Annotated in this window: 15 protein-coding genes; 11 read left to right on the forward strand and 4 right to left on the reverse strand. The window is 66.9% G+C overall.

The window, feature by feature from the left end; genetic code table 11:
• Positions 1-22: 22 nt before the first annotated feature.
• Positions 23-1,366: a lysine N(6)-hydroxylase/L-ornithine N(5)-oxygenase family protein gene (locus DMC64_RS16690; protein ID WP_125734240.1), complete on the reverse strand. Its 1,344-nt coding sequence runs from the start codon at positions 1,364-1,366 to the stop codon at positions 23-25.
• Positions 1,367-1,503: 137 nt separating this feature from the next.
• Between DMC64_RS16690 and DMC64_RS16695 the strand changes: the two genes are divergently transcribed.
• From DMC64_RS16695 to DMC64_RS16725, 7 genes are all read left to right on the forward strand, one after another.
• Positions 1,504-2,451, forward strand: a complete 948-nt coding sequence (locus DMC64_RS16695) for a methionyl-tRNA formyltransferase (RefSeq protein ID WP_125734241.1) — start codon at positions 1,504-1,506, stop codon at positions 2,449-2,451.
• A 100-nt stretch (positions 2,452-2,551) separates the two neighbouring features.
• Positions 2,552-3,517: an RNA polymerase subunit sigma-70 gene (locus DMC64_RS16700; RefSeq protein ID WP_125734242.1), complete on the forward strand. Its 966-nt coding sequence runs from the start codon at positions 2,552-2,554 to the stop codon at positions 3,515-3,517.
• Positions 3,517-3,954, forward strand: coding sequence for a PPOX class F420-dependent oxidoreductase (locus DMC64_RS16705; protein ID WP_125734243.1), 438 nt, complete (start codon positions 3,517-3,519; stop codon positions 3,952-3,954). Before DMC64_RS16700 ends, DMC64_RS16705 begins: the two co-directional genes overlap by 1 nt.
• Before the next feature lie 118 nt (positions 3,955-4,072).
• Complete coding sequence (locus DMC64_RS16710; protein WP_125734244.1) at positions 4,073-6,178, forward strand: alpha-galactosidase; 2,106 nt, start codon at positions 4,073-4,075, stop codon at positions 6,176-6,178.
• Positions 6,179-6,316: 138 nt separating this feature from the next.
• Entirely contained in the window at positions 6,317-7,588 is a 1,272-nt protein-coding gene (locus DMC64_RS16715; RefSeq protein ID WP_125734245.1) for an extracellular solute-binding protein, read from the forward strand.
• 7 nt (positions 7,589-7,595) lie between these two features.
• Complete coding sequence (locus DMC64_RS16720; RefSeq protein ID WP_228694990.1) at positions 7,596-8,483, forward strand: carbohydrate ABC transporter permease; 888 nt, start codon at positions 7,596-7,598, stop codon at positions 8,481-8,483.
• On the forward strand, positions 8,480-9,298 hold the full coding sequence (locus tag DMC64_RS16725; protein WP_125734246.1) for a carbohydrate ABC transporter permease: 819 nt from the start codon (positions 8,480-8,482) through the stop codon (positions 9,296-9,298). The genes DMC64_RS16720 and DMC64_RS16725 overlap by 4 nt, the downstream gene beginning before the upstream one ends.
• Before the next feature lie 48 nt (positions 9,299-9,346).
• On the opposite strand, the gene DMC64_RS16730 is transcribed toward DMC64_RS16725, so the two are convergent.
• Positions 9,347-10,984 (reverse strand): ABC-F family ATP-binding cassette domain-containing protein, encoded by a 1,638-nt coding sequence (locus DMC64_RS16730; protein ID WP_037337176.1) that lies wholly within the window; start codon positions 10,982-10,984, stop codon positions 9,347-9,349.
• A gap of 147 nt (positions 10,985-11,131) precedes the next feature.
• Between DMC64_RS16730 and DMC64_RS16735 the strand changes: the two genes are divergently transcribed.
• Together DMC64_RS16735 and DMC64_RS16740 are read left to right on the forward strand one after the other, a co-directional pair.
• Complete coding sequence (locus DMC64_RS16735; RefSeq protein WP_125734247.1) at positions 11,132-12,022, forward strand: PaaX family transcriptional regulator C-terminal domain-containing protein; 891 nt, start codon at positions 11,132-11,134, stop codon at positions 12,020-12,022.
• Positions 12,023-12,058: 36 nt separating this feature from the next.
• On the forward strand, positions 12,059-12,838 hold the full coding sequence (locus tag DMC64_RS16740) for an enoyl-CoA hydratase/isomerase family protein (protein WP_125734248.1): 780 nt from the start codon (positions 12,059-12,061) through the stop codon (positions 12,836-12,838).
• A gap of 5 nt (positions 12,839-12,843) precedes the next feature.
• On the opposite strand, the gene DMC64_RS16745 is transcribed toward DMC64_RS16740, so the two are convergent.
• The gene (locus tag DMC64_RS16745) at positions 12,844-13,752 is read right to left on the reverse strand and encodes a CU044_5270 family protein (RefSeq protein WP_125734249.1); all 909 of its coding nucleotides are present in this window, start codon (positions 13,750-13,752) and stop codon (positions 12,844-12,846) included.
• On the reverse strand, positions 13,745-14,347 hold the full coding sequence (locus DMC64_RS16750) for an RNA polymerase sigma factor (protein WP_199754993.1): 603 nt from the start codon (positions 14,345-14,347) through the stop codon (positions 13,745-13,747). The genes DMC64_RS16745 and DMC64_RS16750 overlap by 8 nt, the downstream gene beginning before the upstream one ends.
• A 220-nt stretch (positions 14,348-14,567) precedes the next feature.
• Between DMC64_RS16750 and DMC64_RS16755 the strand changes: the two genes are divergently transcribed.
• Together DMC64_RS16755 and DMC64_RS16760 are read left to right on the forward strand one after the other, a co-directional pair.
• Positions 14,568-16,784, forward strand: a complete 2,217-nt coding sequence (locus tag DMC64_RS16755) for a glycosyl hydrolase family 18 protein (protein ID WP_125734297.1) — start codon at positions 14,568-14,570, stop codon at positions 16,782-16,784.
• Between the two features lie 877 nt (positions 16,785-17,661).
• Entirely contained in the window at positions 17,662-18,606 is a 945-nt protein-coding gene (locus tag DMC64_RS16760; RefSeq protein WP_125734251.1) for a hypothetical protein, read from the forward strand.
• The last annotated feature ends 1,299 nt before the right edge of the window (positions 18,607-19,905 follow it).

The raw sequence follows: 19,905 nt of genomic DNA on the forward strand, positions 1-19,905 counted from the left end.
AACGCTCGGGATCGTCCGGGCCTCAGGCGGGCCCGGACCCGCTCACCGCGTACGCGGGCCGGGACGCGCCGGCCGCGCGCCGGTCCACAATGGACTGAAGGATCTCGCCGACCCGGACGGCGGTGTTGGACAGCAGCGAAGACGTGATGCCGTGCGTGTGCTCGGTGCCGCCCTGCAGGTAGATCCCGCCGTCGAGCGGCGGTTCGGTGACGATCCGGTAGTCGCGTTCGACGCGGAGCCTGCCCTCGTCGTCGCGCGCGCAGGTGGAGGCGAGTTCGCCGAGCAACGGGGTCGGGTCCGCCGGGCTGTACCCGGTGGCGTACACGACGAAGTCGGCGTCGAGACTGGTCCGCTCACCGGTTTCCAGCGCCTCGACGGTGACCCGCACCTCGGAGCCGGTGTCGGTGACCTCGGTGGGCCGGGAGACGTTGATCAGCTTCAGCCGCTCGATCCCCTGCACCTTCTCGCGGTAGACGCGCCGGTACAGCTCGTCGATGAGTTCGATGTCCACGGCCGAGTAGTTGGTCGCGCCGTGGTAGCGCATCAGGCGGTCCTTGACCGCTTCCGGTGCTTCGTAGAACCGGCCGACCGCCTCGGGGTCGAAGATCCGGTTGGCGAACGCGCTGTCGTCGGCCGGGCTGTAGCCGTAGCGTGCGAACACCGCGCACACCTCGGCGCGGGGGAAGCGATCGTGCAGCAGCGCGCTGACCTCCGCCGCGCTCTGACCGGCGCCGACGACGACGAACCGGCGCGGCTCCTCGGCGGCCAGGCCTTCGAGCCGGTGCAGGAGTTCGCTGTTGTGCCAGATCCGTGTACCCGGCGTCACACCTTCGGGGAGATTCGGCCGCAGCCCGGTGCCCATCACCAGATTGCGGGCGCGCAGGTTCACCAGTTCGCCGTCGGTACGGGCGTGGACGTCGAAGAACACGATCTCGTCGCCGTCGAACACCGGCGTGACGGAAAGGACCTCCGTGCCGTAGGAAACCAGGTCGTCGACCTTCTCCGCCGCCCATTCGAAGTAGTCGTGGAACTCGATCCGCAACGGGAACAGGTTCTTGTGGTTGATGAAATCGACCAACCGGTCCTTGCTGTGCAGATACGACAGGAAGCTGAACGAGCTGGTCGGGTTCCGCATCGTGGCGAGGTCCTTGAGGAAGGACACCTGCATGGTCGCGTTGTCGATCAGCATCCCGCGGTGCCAGCCGAAACGGGCCTGGCGCTCGAGGAAGTGGGCCGTGACGGTCTCGGCCCCTGGCGCGGCGTTGTGCTCGGTGACGGCGATGGCGAGCGCGAGGTTCGAGGGACCGAACCCGACCCCGACCACGTCGTAGACCGGAACCCGTTCACCGACCACTGCTCGTGCCATCTTGAACCCCTAGCGCGGCTCAGCCGCATCTCGGTACTTCGCAACAAAGACCAGGGAACCCTAACCTAAGTTAGGTGAGGCTCAACTAGTACTTTCAGTGGTGATGTTCATCCCTCGACCAGGAGGAGGCCGGTCCCATGCGGGTCGCCATGTTCGGATACCAGACCTGGGGACACCGCACCCTGCGGGCCTTGATCGACGCGGGCCACGAGGTCGCCCTCGTCGTCACCCACCCGAAGAGTGACCACGCCTACGAGAAGATCTGGTCCGACTCCGTCGCGGACCTCGCCGAGGAGAACGGGATCCGCGCGCTGCTGCGGCAGCGTCCCGACGACGCGGAACTGCTGGCGGAGCTGAAGGAAGCCGATCTCGACCTGATCGTCGCCAACAACTGGCGCACCTGGCTGCCACCGGAGATCTTCGAGATGCCGCGGTACGGGACGCTGAACGTCCACGACTCGCTGCTGCCCGCCTACGCCGGCTTCTCGCCGCTGGTCTGGGCGCTCATCAACGGCGAGAAGGAAGTCGGCCTCACCGCCCACATGATGGACGGCGACCTCGACGCGGGCGACATCGTGCTGCAGCGCTCCGTCCCGGTCGGACCGAAGGACACGACGACCGATCTGTTCCACCGGACGGTCGACCTCATCGCGCCGATCACCACCGAAGCCATCGAGCTGATCGCGAAGGGCAACTTCACCCCGGTCAAACAGGACAGGTCGAAGGCCAGCTTCTTCCACAAGCGCGCCCTCGAAGACAGCCTCATCGACTGGTCGTGGCCCGCGGACGAGATCGAGCGGCTGGTGCGCGCCCAGTCCGACCCGTACCCCAACGCCTTCACCTACCACCGCGGCAAGCAGCTGCGCGTGATCCGCTCCTCGGTGTCGGTGGGCCGGTACGGCGGCACCCCGGGCCGGATCTTCATCCGAGAGGGTGAAGGCGTCGTGATCGTCGCCGGCCCCGACTCGCGCCGCGGCCGGTCGCACGGACTCGTCATCGAGCGGGTGCGGACCGAGGACGGCACCGAACTGGCCGCGACCGAGTACTTCCGCACCATGGGCGGATACCTCACCGCTCGCCCCTGACCTGCGGATACGCCGGTCCCGCGAAAAAGTCATCGCGGGACCGATGAGTTCCGGCGAAAGGCGCCGTTACATCGGGTAAGAACACTCGATGGGAGGCGCCATGACCGACACGATCGCCGCGGCGAAGGCGGGAGACGAAACCGCCTTCGCCGCGCTCACCGGACGACACCGCCGGGAACTGCACGTCCACTGCTACCGGATGCTCGGCTCGTTCGACGAGGCGGAAGACGCCGTCCAGGAGGCGCTGCTCAACGCGTGGCGCGGGCTGGACACCTTCGACGGCGGCAACTTCCGCGCGTGGCTGTACCGGATCGCCACCAACGCCTGCCTCGACGCCATCCGCAAGAAGGACCGCCGGGTCCCATCGGTCCGTTCGTTCGCCGAAGTCCCTTGGATCCAGCCGTATCCGGACCGCCTGCTGGACGAGATCGCGCCGTCGGAGGCCGAACCGCACGCACTCGCCATCGCCAGGGAGACCATCGAACTCGCCTTCCTCGCGGTCCTGCAGATGCTGCCGCCGCGGCAACGCGCGGTGCTGATCCTGCGCGACGTGCTCGGCTGGCAGGCCGCCGAAACCGCCGAACTGCTCGACCTCTCGGTCCCCGCCGCGAACAGCGCCCTGCAACGGGGCCGCGCCACCCTGCGTGAACGCCTCCCGCAGCAGCGCGGCGAATGGTCGGTCTCGGCTCCCTCCGAAGAGGAACGGGCACTGGTCCGACGGCTCGTCGAGGCCCACGACAGCGGCGATTTCAGCACTTTGAGCAGTCTGGTCCGCGACGACGTCCGCGTGACCATGCCGCCGGAACCCCACTGCTACATCGGCCTCGAACACCTCGCCCGGCACGGCAGGATCGCCGAAGAGATGGGCGAATGGCGCGCCGTGCCCGTCGACGCCAACCGAATGCCCGCGTTCGCTTCGTACCTGCGGCGTCCCGGCGACACCGTCTTCCGCGCGTTCAAGCTCGACCTCGTCCGCGTCGTCGACGGCAAGGCCGCGGAGTTCACCACGTTCGACAGTCACCTGTTCCCGGCCTTCGGCCTGGACGCCACCCTGGAGGGAAAGTAATGCCGGAGAAGATGACCGACGACCAGCGCCGCGCCTTCCTCGCCGAAGGCACCCGCACCGCCGTCTTCGCGACGGTCCGCCCCGACGGCAGGCCGCACGCGGTACCGGTCTGGTTCGCCCTCGACGGGGACGACATCCTGGTCAACCTGGGTGCGGACACGGTCAAAGGCAAGGCGCTCAAGGAGAATCCGCGGGTTTCGGTGGTCGCCGACGACCCGGCCCCGCCGTACTCGTTCGTCAGCGTCGAGGGTGTCGCGGAGATCGTTTCGGATCCGGACGGCGTCCGTCTCGGCTCGGAACTGATCGCCCGGCGGTACCTCGGCGAAGCGGGGCAGGAGGTCATCGACGGCTGGTTGGCGTACGCGACGTCGCCGGGGAAGGTGATCGTGCGGGTGCGGCCGGAGCACTTCGTGGCCATCGCGAAGGTCGGCGGCTGACCGCTTCCCAAGTACATGAAGGCCCCCTTCCTTGCGCCTAGGTACAGGAAGGGGGCCATCATGTACCGCCGAGCGGGAGCCACTGGTCACCGCGGGCGCCGGGCGTCAGGATGGGCCCGTGGCCGAGATCGTTTTCGACGACAGCACTCGTTCCTGGCTCATCCGCACGGCAGCCACGAGCTACGCGCTCCGGCTGGCCGACGACGACGCGCCGTCCCACGTCTACTGGGGTCCGGCGCTCACCGCCGATCAGCTCACCGACGTCCTCAGCCGGACCGAGGAACGCTGGGACGCCTTCAACGATCCCGCCGAGGGGCTGGACGAACTCGCCGCCGACGGCGGCACCCGGTACTGGACCCCCGCCCTTCAGGTCCGGTTCGCCGACGGAACCCGCGCCCTCGAATGGCGCTACCTCGGCCACGACATCGACGGCATAAGCCTGCGCGTCCACTTCCGCGATCGCCACTACCCGCTGCGGATCACCCTCGGCTACCGCGTCCCGGCGGGCACGGACGTCATCGAGCGCTGGACCGAACTCGCCCACGACGGTACGGACGGCCCGATCGAGATCATCCGCGCCGACTCGGCGACCTGGGTCGCGCCGATCCGCGCGGACTACCGGATCAGCCACGTCACCGGCCGCTGGGCCGCCGAGAGCCAGCTGCTCCGCGAGCCCGTCCCCCACGGCGAGACCACGTTCGGCAGCAGGCGCGGCATCACCAGCCATCACGCCAATCCGTGGGTGATGCTCGACGACGGCGAAGCCACCGAGCGGCACGGCGAGGTCTACAGCGCCGCACTCGCGTGGAGCGGTTCGTGGCGCATCACCACCACCCGCTCCTCCACCGGCCGGCTGACCGTGACCGGCGGCTTCGGCCAGGACGGCGTCGTCCCCCGGCTCGCACCCGGCGACACGCTCACCACCCCGGTCTTCGCCGGGCTGTACACCGACGGCGGATTCGGCGCCGCGAGCCGCGCCTGGCACGCGTACACGCTCGACCACGTCCTCCCGCATCCCGGCGAACTCCGGCCGGTGCTCTACAACTCCTGGGAGGCAACGGGTTTCGACGTCACCGAAGCCGGGCAACGCGCGCTCGCGGAGAAGGCCGCGGCGCTCGGCGTGGAACTGTTCGTGATGGACGACGGCTGGTTCGGCGCGCGCAGCGGTGATCACGCGGGCCTCGGCGACTGGCAGGTCAACCGGGATAAATTCCCCGACGGTCTCGAGCCGCTCGTCCGCGAGGTGCACCGGCTCGGCATGAGGTTCGGGCTCTGGGTCGAACCCGAAATGGTCAACCCGGACAGCGATCTGTACCGCGCCCACCCGGACTGGGTCCTGCACCATCCACATCGGACCCGATCCGAACTGCGACGGCAGCTGGTGCTCAACTTCGCCCGGCCGGACGTCGCCGAGTGGGCGTTCGGCACGCTCGACTCCCTCGTCGGCGAACACGGCATCGACTTCCTGAAATGGGACATGAACCGCCCCTTCAGCGAAGCGGGCTGGCCCGGCGCCGTCGATCCGGACACGCTGTGGGTGGAGCACACCCGCTCGGTCTACGCGATCATGGACCGCCTCCGCGCCCGCCATCCCGGGCTGCGGATCGAGGCGTGCAGCGGCGGTGGCGGGCGGATCGACCTCGGGGTGCTGGCCAGGACCGATCAGGTCTGGACGTCCGACAACACCGACGCGCTCGACCGGCTCGTCATCCAGCACGGCTACGGTCAGGTGTACCCGGCGCGCGCGATGTCGGCGTGGGTGACCGACGACCCCAACTTCGTCACCCGGCGGTCCACTCCCCTGCGTTTCCGGTTCCACGTCGCGATGGCCGGTGTGCTCGGCATCGGCGGCGACATCGTGAAATGGCCCGAGGAGGAGCTGCTCTACGCGCGCGAACAGATCGCGCTGTACAAGGACATCCGGCCGATCGTCCAGCACGGCAGGCTCCACCGGCTCGTGCCGCCTGCCACCGACGGTGTCTCCGCGCTGCAGTACGTGGCGGCCGACGGCGGACGCGCGGTGGTGTTCGTGTTCCGGCAAGCGGCACATTTCCACACTCACGAACGACCGCTCCGGCTCGACGGTCTCGACCCCGCCGCCCGCTACCGCGACGAGGACACCGGAAAGGTGTGGCACGGCGCCTCGCTCCTGGCACACGGCCTGTTACCGGGCCTTCCGGACGGCGATTTCGCCAGTGCGGTGATCCGGTTGACGAAGGTCTGAGCCCGCCGATAGATCAGATGTATCGCCATTTTTCGCCCACTGAAGCCTGCTAGAGCTGCTTGACATCACCCTAGACATCCGATCGAATGCCGTCGTATATGAGACGCCGTGCATCGCCGCGAGAAGGGTGACTGGGGTATGAGAAGGTCCTTCGCGTTGGGAGCCGCACTACTCCTCGCCGCGAGCCTCACCGGTTGCACCGTCGGCGGCGGGACGGACGCGTCCGGCGGCGAGATCACCTTCCTGACGTTCGAGACGCCGAACCTCCCACCGTCCTATTGGGACTCCGCCATCAAACGCGTCACGGCCAAGAATCCCGGCCTGAGCGTGAAGAAGCTGGTCGCCCCGTCGACCGACCGCACCGGCTACGCCAAACAACTCCTGCAGTCCGGCCAGTTCCCCGACGTCGCGATCGCCGTCGATTCGGCCGGGTTCGCCGAATCGGGCAACCTCTACGCGTGGACACCCGAGGAACTCAAGGACTTCCAGTTCCCCGGCGCCAACCCGATCAAGGGCGGGCACCACCAGCTGCCCGCCAACACCCAGACCATCCCGCCGATCTACTACAACAAAAAGCTCTTCGCCGACGCCGGGATCACGTCGGTGCCGTCGACCTGGAACGAGCTCCTCGCGGCGTCGGAGAAACTGAAGGCCAAGGGCATCACGCCGTTCACCATCGGCGGCGGCAAGGAAGGGTTCCCATCCGCGATGCTGCTGGACGGCCTGGTCAGCGTCGAGGTCTACGGCAAGACACCGGACTGGCTTTCCCAGCGGCGCGCCGACCAGGTCAAGTTCGCCGACCCGGCCTTCCAGCAGGCGTTCGGCAAATTCGCCGATCTGGTGGCCAAGGGCTACCTCGACAAGACGCAGGTGTCGCGCGACTACTCCGCGACCGAGGCGGCCTTCCTCAACGGCGAGGGCGCGATGTACCCGATGGGCAACTGGTTCGCCGCGAGCGCCGACGCCAAGAAGCCGCCGTTCGAGATCGGCGTCTTCAACTTCCCTTCCGAGGACGGGAAACTCGTCGTGCCCGCGTACACCGGTGGCGGCATCGTCGTCAACGCGAAGTCGCGGAACCTCGACGCGGCGAGGAAGTTCGCGCTCGCGTTCCAGCTGGACAAGGAGCAGATCGACGCCTCGGTCAAGGCCGACGGCCTGTTCCCCGCGATCAAGGGCTACACACCGCCCGCCGACGTCGGGCCGGTCTTCAAAGCGGGATACGAGCTGTACAAGGAAGCCGTCGCGAAGAACGCCGTCGTGAACGCCTTCAGCTGGGAGACCGCGGACGACGGGCTCCTGCCGGGGATGAAGGACAAGGTGTACCAGGCCGCGCAGGACGTCATCACCGGCCGCAGAACGGTGGCCGACGCGTGCGCGTTCCTGGACACCGAGTGGGCGAAGGCGCGCTGACACCACGATGGGGAGAAAACCGATCCTGCCGCGCGTGTGGCATTTCGCCTCGTTCGGCGCGCCCGGCGTCGTCATCTACCTGTGCTTCGTCATGGCGCCGATCCTCATCAGCTTCGGCTACAGCCTGACGAACCACAACCCGTTCAGCCCGCCCGCGGAATTCGTGGGGCTCGAGAACTACCGGCTGCTGTTCCAGGACGAACAGTTCCTGACCGCGCTCCGGGTCACCACGATCCTGACCGTGATCGTCGTGGTCGTGCCGAACGTACTCGGGCTCGGTGTCGCGGTGCTGCTCGACCGGAAAGGCTGGCTGTACAACGCTTTGCGGAGCGTGTTCTTCACGCCCGTGATCCTCAGCTCGGTCGTCGTCAGCATCATCTGGACGAAACTGCTCGACGACCGGGGCCCGGTCAACGACGCGCTCCGCGCCCTCGGTGTCGAGCATCCGCCGGGCTGGCTTTCCGACCCGGATCTGGCGCTGTACTCGGTCGCGTCGATCGTGTGCTGGCAGATGCTGGGGTTCTGTGTGGTCGTGTACCTCGCGGGCCTGCAGGGCGTCCCGGCCGAACTGCTGGAGGCCGCGGAGATCGACGGCGCCGGGCCGGTGCGCCGGTTCCGCGCGGTGACCTGGCCGCTGCTCGCGCCGTCGCTGACGATCAACACCGTCGTGCTGCTGATCTCGGCGTTCAAGACCTACGACTACGTCAAGGTCGTCACCAACGGCGGACCGGGTTCGGGGACCACGGCCACCATCGCGTTCGACGTCCTCGCCACCGGCCTCGACGCGAACCACGTCGGCTACGCGTCCGCGATGGCCATGGTGATGCTGGTGATCGTCGCGACGCTGACCACGATCGTGCTGCGTTTCCTGCGGCGGCGGGAGGTCGACCTGTGACCGCGAAACTCCGGCCCGTCGCCGCGATCCTGGTGAGCGCGCTGTTCGCCGTGCCGCTGTACTACGTGCTCGTCAACGTGTTCAAACCCGGTGATCAGATCGCCCGGACGCCGGCGTCGGTCCCGCTGCCACCGACGCCGGCCAACATCCACGCCGTCCTCACCCGGCCAGACGGCCTGTTCTGGGTGAGCCTGGCGAACAGCCTGCTCGTCACCCTGTTGTCGATCCTCGTGCTGACGGTGCTTTCGGCCATGCTCGGGCACTACCTGGCGCGGTCGGCCAAGCGGTGGACCAGGGTGCTCGCGCTGATCCTGTTGGCGGGCTTGATGATCCCGCCGCAGGTGATCCTCATCCCGGTCACCGAGGTGCTGCGGCTGACCGGGCTGATGGCGACGATCCAGGGTCTGGTGCTGTTCAACGTCGGCTACTACGTGCCGTTCGGGGTCTTCGTGTTCACCGGGTTCATCCGCGGGGTGCCGGTGGAACTCGAGGAGGCCGCCCGGCTCGACGGCGCGAGCCGCGCACAGGTGTTCTGGCGGATCATGTTCCCGTTGCTGCGCCCGGCCACGGCGAGTGTGCTCATCTTCCTCGGCGTGTGGATCTGGAACGACTTCATCGATCCGCTGATCATCCTCGGCCCCAGCCAGGGGACCACGGTCACCACCGGGATCTACCGCTCGATCGGCCAGTACCAGGCGGATCTCGGCAGCGTCTTCGCGCTCATGTTCCTGGCGACACTGCCGGTGCTCATCTTCTATCTGGCGCTGCAGAAGCAGTTCGTGAAGGGACTCACCGGGGGCGCGACCAAGGGCTGACTCCGCGTTTAGTCCTCTGAATGCGCACGCATTCAGAGGACTAAACGCTCAGAGTTCGGTGACCTTCCCGTCGGCCACTTCCAGCCGCCGGGTCGTCGCCACCGCGTCCAGCATCCGCCGGTCGTGTGTCACCAGCAGCAGCGTCCCCGGATAGTCCGCGAGCGCCGACTCCAGCTGCTCGATCGCCGGCAGGTCGAGGTGGTTCGTCGGCTCGTCGAGCACCAGCAGGTTCACCCCGCGCGCCTGCAGCAGCGCCAGCGCCGACCGCGTCCGCTCCCCCGGCGACAACGTGGCCGCCGACCGCAGGACGTGCGCGGCCTTGAGCCCGTACTTCGCCAGCAGCGTCCGCACGTCGGCGTCGGCGAGTTCTGGCACCTCCCTGGAGAACGCCTCGACGAGCGGAAGGTCGCCGAGGAACAGCTTCCGTGCCTGGTCGACTTCCCCGACCACGACACCGGAACCGAGCGAGGCGGCGCCCTCGTCGACCGGGACCCGCCCGAGCAACGCCGCGAGCAGCGTCGACTTCCCGGCGCCGTTGGCCCCGGTGATCGCGACCTTGTCCGCCCAGTCGATCTGCAGGTCGACCGGGCCGAGGGTGAACCCGCCCCGCCGCACCACCGCGCCGCGCAGGGTCGCCACGACCGCGCCCGCCCGGGGCGCCGCGGCGATCTCCATCCGCAGTTCCCATTCCTTGCGCGGTTCTTCGACGACTTCGAGCCGCTCGATCATGCGGTCGGTCTGGCGTGCCTTCGACGCCTGCTTCTCGGTCGCCTCGCTCCGGAACTTACGACCCACCTTGTCGTTGTCGGTGGCCTTGCGCCGGGCGTTCTTGACGCCCTTCTCCATCCACGAACGCTGCATCGCACCACGGGCTTCGAGCGACGCCTTGGTGTTCGCGTACTCCTCGTACTCCTCCCGGGCGTGCCGTCGCGCGACGGCACGCTCCTCCAGATACGACTCGTAGCCGCCGCCGTAGGTCCGCACCTGCTGCTGCGCGTAGTCGAGCTCGACTACGCGATCGACGGTGCGGGCGAGGAATTCCCGGTCGTGGCTGACCAGCACGGTCCCGGCGCGCAGCCCGGTGACGAACCGCTCCAGCCGTTCCAGGCCGTCGAGATCGAGGTCGTTGGTCGGCTCGTCGAGCAGGAAGATGTCGTACCGGCTCAGCAGCAGCGACGCCATCCCGGCGCGCGCCGCCTGCCCACCCGAGAGCGACAGCATCGGCTGGTCGAGGTTGACGGTGAGGCCGAGATCCGCGACGACCTCCCCCGCCCGGTCGTCCAGATCGGCCCCGCCGAGCGCGAGCCAGCGGTCGAGGGCCAGCCCGTAGGCGTCGTCCGCGCCGGGTTCGCCCGCGGTGAGCGCCTCGGTTGCGGCGTCGAGCGCGGCCTGGGCGGCGGTGACGCCGGTACGCCGGGAGAGGAACGCGCGGACGGACTCACCCTCGCGGCGTTCCGGTTCCTGCGGGAGGTGACCGACGGTGGCCGTCGGCGGGTTCAGCCGGACACTGCCCTCTTCCGGCGGCACGAGGCCGCCGAGGGTCTTCAGCAGGGTCGACTTGCCCGCGCCGTTCACCCCGACGAGACCGATCACTTCGCCCGGCGCGACGACCAGGTCGAGACCGGAGAACAGAACACGGTCGCCGTGGCCGGCGGCGAGATCCTTGGCAACGAGTGTGGCGCTCATGAGATCGGTAAGTCTACGGGGACCGATTGAACAGCTCGTGGTCCCTCGGAAGAGTGGCAAGTATCCAAGCGATCACGGAACGTGGGTAACCTGGTTGTTCTTCTGGACCCGAACGAATCCCCCGAGCATTGAGGTCGGTGACAGCAAATGGCGGACTCCGCCACCCCGGTCCCCGTCGTCCACCAGCAGAAAGGCGGTACCCGCAGGCCGACATTGAGCAGGCGGCGGGAAGTCGGTCATGCCAGCGCGCGGTCGCTGCTGATGACGATCCTCGGCGAGTACGTCCTGCCCCGTGACCAGGCGATCTGGACGTCCACGCTGGTCGAGGCACTGCGGGTGCTGGACATCGAGGAGAAGTCCGCCCGGCAGGCGCTCGCCCGTTCCTCCGCCGAAGGCTGGGTGGTCTCCGAACGCGTCGGACGAAGAGTGCGCTGGTCGCTCACCCCACCAGGCAGGCGCCTGCTGACCGAAGGCGCGGAACGGATCTACGCCTTCGGCAACGAGGAAAAGGCCTGGGACGGACGCTGGCTGATGCTGATCGTCTCGGTCCCCGAAGCGAAACGAGATCTCCGGCACCGGCTCCGCACCCGCCTGACGTGGGCCGGATTCGGTTCCCCGGTCGCGGGCGTCTGGGTCAGCCCCGATCTCAGCCGTCAGCGGGAAGCCCAGCAGATCGTGCAGGACCTCGGCCTCGACGCCCAGGCGATGTCGTTCACCGCCGCCTACGGCGACGTCGGCGACCAGGAGACGATGGTCGCGCGGTCCTGGGATCTGAGCGAACTCAAAGACCGCTACGAGGACTTCATCGACCGCTTCACCGGTCTGCGTCCCTCCGGCGAAAACGGCGTCCTGCGCGCGCAGACCGAACTCGTACACGAATGGCGCAGCTTCCCGTTCCTCGATCCACGCCTTCCGCTAAAACTCCTCCCCGACGGTTGGAGCGGCGTGCGCGCGGCGGACCTCTTCCACCGCAAGCACGTCGAATGGCGACCGGAAGCACAGGCGCAATGGGACGAACTCGCGGCGATCTCGGGCTAGGGTCACGGGAAACCGACCCACCGGAGGGAATCCGCCTTGGCCACCTCGATCCGCCTCGACCGTGAAGACGACCTCGCCGTCCTGACCATCGCTTCGCCGCCGTTGAACCTCTACACGGCGGACCTGCAGCGCGAACTGGGCGAGGCGATCGGCGAACTGGAGGCCACTCCGCCGCGCGCGGCGCTCATCCGCGCCGAGGGCAAGATCGTCAGCGGCGGGGTGGACGTCTCCCTGTTCGACGCCCAGTCGAGCGCCGCCGAGGCGAAGGTGCTCTTCGACGAGATGCTGGCGATCCCCGACCGGATCGCCACACTCCCGTTCCCCACCGTGTTCGCCGCCCACGGTCTGTGCCTGACCTGGGCGTTCGAGGTCGCGGTCGCCTGCGACATCATCCTGGCGAGCGAGAAGGCCAAGTTCGGCCTGGTCGAACGGGTCGTCGGCCTGACCCCGACCATGGGCGGCACGCAGCGGCTCGCCGCCCGCGCCGGGGTCGGCCGCGCCAAGGAGTTCGTGATGACCGGCGCGACCTACGACGCCGCGACACTCGAACGCTGGAACGTGGTCAACCGGGTGTTCCCGGTGGACGGCTTCGACGAGGCCGTCCGCGCGTTCACGACCGATCTCGCGCAGGGCCCGACGCGGGCGCACGCCGCCACCAAGAAGGTGCTCGAGCACTACGAGCACGGCGGCGTCGCCGAGGCGAACGAGCACATCACGACGATCGCCGCCGGGCTCTTCGAGACCGAAGATCTGCGCGGCGCGGTGAAGTCGTTCCTCGCCGACGGCCCCGGCAAGGCGACCTTCACCGGCCGCTGATCGCCCTAGGGCCGTTGTCCGGCCTCATTCACCACGCCGGACGTGGTCACCGCGGTCGAATTCGTGCCCAGATACAGGAAGGTGTCGGCGGCGAAGACGATCACCACCGGTTTCGCCACCTTCGGGTCGTCATGCGGTCCGAGCGGCCACGTGATGCCGACACCGGGCCTGCCCGCCGCGTCCTCGGTGTGGTCGACGGCGCGCAGCCCGGGCACCTTGGCGGCGGCGCCGAACAGGGCGGCCCGGACGGCGGGCGAGAGGAGGTTCTCGTTCGCCAGCGCGAGGATGTCCTTGCCCATCGCGTTGTAGTCACCGGTCTCACCGCTGTGATGGGCGTTGAGGTAGGCGAACATCGCCTCGGCGTCGGCGGGGAGGTCCGTCCGGTAGGCGGGTGACGGCGTGCAGGGCTCCGTGACGCCCTTGAGCGGCTGGTCGCCCTTGTAGACCTGCGCCCGCCCGTCCCGGCAGCCCGGGAGCGGGAAGAGCGAGCCGTCGGCCATCTTGATCCGCCCGTCGCGGGTGCCGTCGGCCGACAGCCACGCCTCCCGCTCGCCGTCGGGCTGCTTCGTCTTCGTGTAGACGAACTGGTCCGGTTTCGGCGGTGTGCCCGGCGCCTTCAACGCGGCCGCGGCGGCGTTGCGGAGTACGACGACGGGGTCCGCGACGGCCGCGGTCGGCTCCAGGCCGACCTTCTCGACCGGCGCCAGCGCGACGACGGCGGTGATCGCCGCGGCGAGCCCGACCGCGCCGGCACCGGTCCAGACCCAGCGCCGCCGTTTCTTCAGCGGCACCACGTTTTCCGTTCCGGTGCGGGCGATTTCGGCCATCAATCGCGCGCGTGCCGAGCCGAGGGCGCCGGATTCCGCGAGGGGCACCGATCCGGTCCGCTCGGCGATCAGCTGCAGCTCATCCATGGGTGGAGATCTCCTTCGAAATCGTGGTGTCCGGGCGCCCGAGCGCCTCGCGGACCTTCCGGCGGGCACGGTTGAGCCGCGAGCGGACGGTGCCGAGCGGGATGTCGAGCGCCGCGGCGATCTCCTCGTAGCTCAGGCCTTCCCCGGCGAACAACGTGAGCGTGTCGCGGTCGCCGTCGGCCAGTTCCGCGAGCGCGGAGTCCAGCAGTTTTCCCGTCGCCTGGGCGGTCACCTGGTCGGCGACGCGTTCGGCATGCCCCTCTTCGTCGGGCGGCGGGCCGAGGGCTTCCCGCAGTTTCAGCTCCCTGACCTCGTCACGGCGCCGCTGCGCGACCAGGTTGGTCGCGATGCCGTAGAGCCACGGCCGGGCGTCGCGGCGCTCGGTGTCGTATCCCGCGCGTTTGCGGAACGCGATCAGGAACGTCTCCCCCAGCGCGTCTTCCGCGGCCGCGGGCCCGATGCGTCTGACCAGGTAGCGGTGGATGTGCGCGGCGTGCCGGTCGAAGATCGCGGAGAACCGGTCCGGGCTGGTGACAGACCTCGCGATCACTTCCGCGTCCTCCGGATCGCCCGGAGCCGCCTCGGATGAACTCATGAACCGCCTTCCGCCGTTCGTCGGTGTCACTTGTTGTCCGCATCCGGCGCCGAACGGGTTCACGACCGACGAATCGGTCTAGACCTTTTATGCGTGCCGCGCTACATTCATCTGTGGTCTAGACCACACGCGCCATTTTCCGAGCAGGTCAGTCTCGCCGCCTCTTTTGGAGAGAACCGCCATGAGACGCACCAGAAGAAGACTACTCAGCGCACTCACCGTGACACTCCTCGCCGCCGGGCTCCTCGTGGCCGCAGGTAATCCGGCGTTGGCGGCGGGCCGCCTCCGCGCCGCCTTCACCTTGGCCGGAACCACCGGTGAGTACACCGTCACCAACCCCAGCAGCGAAACCGTCGCCGACTGGTCCATCACCTTCACCGTGCCCGCCGGCGTGACCGCCACGAGCGGCTCGCACGCCACGGTTTCCCAGTCGGGCAACCAGGTCACCCTCACCCCGGCGTTCTACATCAAGTCGCTCGCGCCGGGCCGTTCGACCTACCCCTACAGCCCGTCGTTCCAGCTCAGTTCCGCGGTCAACCCGACCACGTGCCGCATCGACGACGCCAACTGCGACGGTTCGGGCGACGCGCCGCCGTCGACCCCGGCCAACCTGCGTCTCGTGGCGAAGACGACCACGACCGCCGCGCTGGCGTGGAACGCCGCGGCCCCAGGCTCGCTGCCCGTCGTCGGCTACGACGTCTACCAGGGCACCACGCTGGCGGCCTCGGTCACCGGCACCGAAGCGAGGATCACCGGGCTGACGCCGAACACGGCCTACAGCTTCACCGTCGTCGCCAAGGACCGCAAGGACGCCAAATCCCCGCCCACCCCGGCGCTGGCCGTGACCACCAACAACCCGAGCGACGACACCCAGGCGCCGACGGTGCCGTCGAACCTCCGCTCGACCGCGGTCACCTCGGGCTCCATCTCGTTGGCGTGGAACGCGTCCACGGACAACACCGGCGTCGTCTCCTACGACGTCTACCGCGGCACGACCCTCGCCACCACCGTCACCGGGACGACCGCGACGGTGACCGGGCTTTCACCGTCCACTTCGTACTCTTTCACGGTCAAAGCCCGTGATGGGTACGACAACGTCTCCGCAGCGAGCGCGGCCGTCAGCGCTCGCACCGGCGACATCGTGAACGGGTACGCCCGGGTCGGCTACTTCGTCCAGTGGGGCATCTACGGCCGTCAGTTCTTCGTCAAGAACCTGGTGACCAACGGCTCGGCCGCCAAGCTGACCCATCTGCTGTACGCCTTCGGGAACATCGACCCCGTCAACCACACCTGCCTTTCGGGCGTCACCAAGGGAACGACGTCCAATCCGCAGGACCCGAACCAGGGCGACGGCGCGGGCGACGCGGAAGCCGACTACTCGCGGCCGATGTCCGCGTCCCAGTCCGTCGACGGGGTCGGTGACACCGGCTGGGAGACGCTGCGCGGCAACTTCAACCAGCTGAAGAAGCTCAAGGCCAAGTACCCCAACCTGAAGGTGCTCATCTCCTTGGGCGGCTGGACCTACTCGAAGTACTTCTCCGACGTCGCGGCCACGCCCGCGTCGCGGCAGAAGTTCGTCGCTTCGTGCATCGACACGTACCTGAAGGGGAACGTGAAGGCGTACGGCGGCGCCGGCGGGCCGGGCACGGCCGCGGGCATCTTCGACGGCATCGACATCGACTGGGAGTGGCCCGGCAGCCCCGACGGGCACCCCGGGAACCACTGGAGCGCCAACGACAAGACCAACCTGACCGCGCTGCTGGCCGAGTTCCGCACGCAGATGGACGCCTACGGCGCGACCACCGGCAAACGGTACGAACTGCAGGCGTTCACCCCCGCCGACCCGGCGAAGGTGAAGGGCGGCTGGGAGATCCCGAAGATCTTCGACTACCTCGACGTCGCGAACGTGCAGGGCTACGACTTCCACGGCTCGGGCAGCGACAACTCGTGGGAGCCGAACCGCACCGGCCATCAGGGGAACCTCTACGCCGACGCGGACGATCCGTACAACTTCAAGTTCAGTGTGGAATCGGCGATCAACGCCTACACCGAAGCCGGTGCCAATCCACGGAAACTGACCCTCGGGCTCGCCTTCTACGGAAGAGGCTGGCAAGGGGTCGCGGAAGGCGGGAAGAAGGGCGAATGGCAGAGCGCGACCGGAGCCGCGCCCGGCCAGTTCGCCGAGGAAGCAGGTACTCGTGGCTACGCGAATCTCTTGGCCAGTGTCCCCAACTGCGCCGTCCAGCACGACACCGCGGCCGTGGCCACGTCGTGCTACACCGGCAACGGCGGGCAATGGTGGACCTTCGACGACGCCTGGTCCATCCAGCAGAAGGTCGCCTGGCTCAAGACGCGAGGACTGCTCGGGGTCATGGCCTGGGAGATGTCCGGTGACACCGGAACCCTCATGACCACAGTGGACAACTCGCTGAAGTGACACCTCGTGAGTGGTAAGGACGGTTAGAACCAAGGTCCGTGAAGGCCTCCTTCCCTACCCTGAAGGTAGGCAAGGGGGCCTTCACGTGTCTTAGGTGCCTACGGTCGAGCGGTTTCGTAGGACTCGGCCGTCGCCGCCGGGAGTTGCGAAAGCCACTTTCGCGCAGCCCCTTCCGGGACACGGCGCCCGTGGCGGAAAGTCAGTATCAAGTGACTTTGCGTGCAGGCAGCTTCACTCGCGGGGGACTGGCGTCAGCGGTCCCCGAGCACGTGCTTCAGTGGTCGTCGAAAATTGTTTACGCCACAACGAAAAAAACCGCCTGACCCGGACTTTCGTCCCAATCAAGCGGCCTTTCTTCCGGTCGGGCTGACAGGATTCGAACCTGCGCCCCCTTGACCCCCAGGCACTAGACAGGCGTAAAACTCCTGGTCGGTGATGTTTGCTGCCTGACTGGCAATGTCCGCTGACGTCCGTCGACGTGCGGAGGTATCCAGGTTGGTCGTCAGGCAGTTCGTCAGGCAAATGGCTTGAGCGAAGGTGACTTCTGCTCGGTCCACCGTGCGCCCTGTGCGGTCGAGTTCGGAAGCCGCAACCGCACGCGGCTGTCATCCCTGCGCTGGGCCCCTACGCGTCGCAAGCATGTTGACGGTGGACTGATCTGAGCCGTCACGTGTGATCGACCACCTCTGCCTCGCGACGCAGTGTCGCACATGGACGCACGCCGGTCGCCGACCTCGGTCAGCCGTGCGTGATGTGTACGGCCGTGACACGTTGCGATAACGAAACAGTATTCGATGTGCCACAAAGTAACAAGCTTCGCCTCCCTGCCGACTCGACATGAACGATAAGTGAACCTTGGTCAGAACGGAACGCGAAGATGCCCGCCAACCTCGAAGAGCACGCCGCTAAATTGCTGGACTGGCTCTATGTCAACTACAACGACGGCTCGCCCTCCTCGGACGTCAAGTCCTACCTGAAGGAGAACGGCCTTGACGATAGGTTCGGTTATGACCTCGTGCGGTATTTGACAGACGCTGGCCTCGTCCAGGATGTCAGCACACTTGGTGCGCCGGACGCGCTCCTCAATCATCGAGGCATCGCGGCTGCTCAACGTCGTCAGGCCGACCTTGCAGATCCTCGCCGACGGGCGGAGGAGCTGCGCCGACGAATGCTTGTTTGGCTCGACCAGGAAGATGAAGCGGATCGCATCCCAGTCGACTGGAGCGAGTTCGAGTTAACCCCCAACCTCGTCGAATACGCTGGAACGCAGTTCAGTCACCGCGAGGTTCTCAAAGCAGCGCAATACATGCACCACCATCGGCTGATCACGTCGGTCCGGCTCGACGATGCCTCTGACGGCGAGGTACGCCCCCAACTGACCGCCGCTGGACACGCCTGTTTGACTGATTTCGGAGGAACTGTGGCGGACTATCTCGCTCGCGACTCCCGCAGTACGACGAACGTGAACACGACCAGTACTACCATCAATGTGGCAGACAACCATGGCAACATGGCGATGGCGAACGAGAACGTCGTGCAAAATCTCAACATGGGCCTGGATGTAACCGAGATACTCAGGCTCTCCGGCTTAATTGGGCAGATTTCGCAAACCTTGGGTCTTTCCGAGGACAGTCGAACACAACTCGAAGCGGAAGCGGAAAAACTCCACGCGGAAGCTGAGTCGAAGGCACCCAATCGGGGTGTAATGCGTCGAATGATCGACGCGATTGCTCGACTGCTTGGAGATGCGCCGGCTACCGCAGCGAAGACGATGCTCGTCGGTCTGGCCGAGGAGGCTGTTAAGTCGATCGCTGCGGGCTGAGATGCGCTGAAGGTCGCGCCGCGATGGGGCTGTCCAGTACGGGCCCTCACCGCTGCGTGCCACCAAACTCACGCTGGACGGGTTTTGAACCCGATCGGGACTTTCCTACAGCCCGCCCAATCGTGGGATCCAGCGACGATTTGGGGGTGAGGCGGGGTGAGGACTGCCCCGCGCCTCCCCGTGCGAGTTATTACGACCCTCGGAGCACAGTTATGGCGGCGTCGACTTCGGCCAAAGATGTGGCCGACAGCACACCTCGCGGCCACTGACTCTTGATGGCCGCGATGTGCGTTGCGCTGGCAGCCACTACACCAGGTCGTGCACAGTGCTACCACTGAGATGTGAAACTGCCACGAAGGGGCGTTGGACAAGTTGCCAACAGTGCAGAGTCAGGTTCCTAAAGAGCCACTGGAAGAGTGGCAAGCGGACTTTCCGGAGCGTAGACGTCGCGCCGTCGCTGCGGCGCACCGTGTTTATGAAGACGATCTTGTCGACACTGACACCGCAGTTCTTGTGGAGGTCATTGTAGACATGCACGCCGCTAAGAGAGTTGTCCCCAGGCTTGATCTTAAGTGGCTCGGGCATGGCGAGATAGTGGGCCATGCGTCCCATTTCAGCGAAAATGCCGCACCATTTCAGGTCGAACTGATAATACCATGCGAAGGTGCGGCGTCAGCTGTAATACCAATTCCACATTTTCCCGCAAATGGCGGGACCATAACGCATCGCTTGCCGCCCGGGAGTGAGAGTTCGCACCCATTGTGGGCGGCATGGATTTCACTCACTCTTGAGCCTCAAGACGAGGAAGCAATGGGGCGCTTCGAGGAAAGTCTGCGCCTGGCGTGGTCCAACTGGGAAGCTGCTGTTCGCGCACGTATAGAGGTGGTAAATGAACAAATTGACGAGCATAGGACGGCGGTTCGCGAGGCTGTAAATTTGATCATTAGGCCGCGGCAAGTCAGGGTTAGGGCATTACAGGCAGCGTCGCGAAATCTTTCCATTCCATTGCGGCCAACCGACGCGAAAACTCTGACAGTTCCTCTTAGTGCGCGTCGAATCTCACTCCCTCGGATCGAGCAATCCAGAGAATCTGGAGCTTCAGAGTTCGCACTTGCCGACAATATAGCCGACGACTTAGTCGATACGATCAATGCTTTTGGGCATGCGCTAGATGTAGTGCCCTGTGAGGTTGTTGACGCGGGTGATGGGTGGGTGGCCGTTGAGGGCGGTGTGGGTGCGGTGGTGGTTGTAGTGGTGGAGGAAGGCTGGGAGGGTTCGGGCTCGGTGTGCTGAGTTGGT

The organism is Amycolatopsis sp. WAC 04197 (assembly GCF_003947475.1).
GTDB lineage: Bacteria > Actinomycetota > Actinomycetes > Mycobacteriales > Pseudonocardiaceae > Amycolatopsis > Amycolatopsis japonica.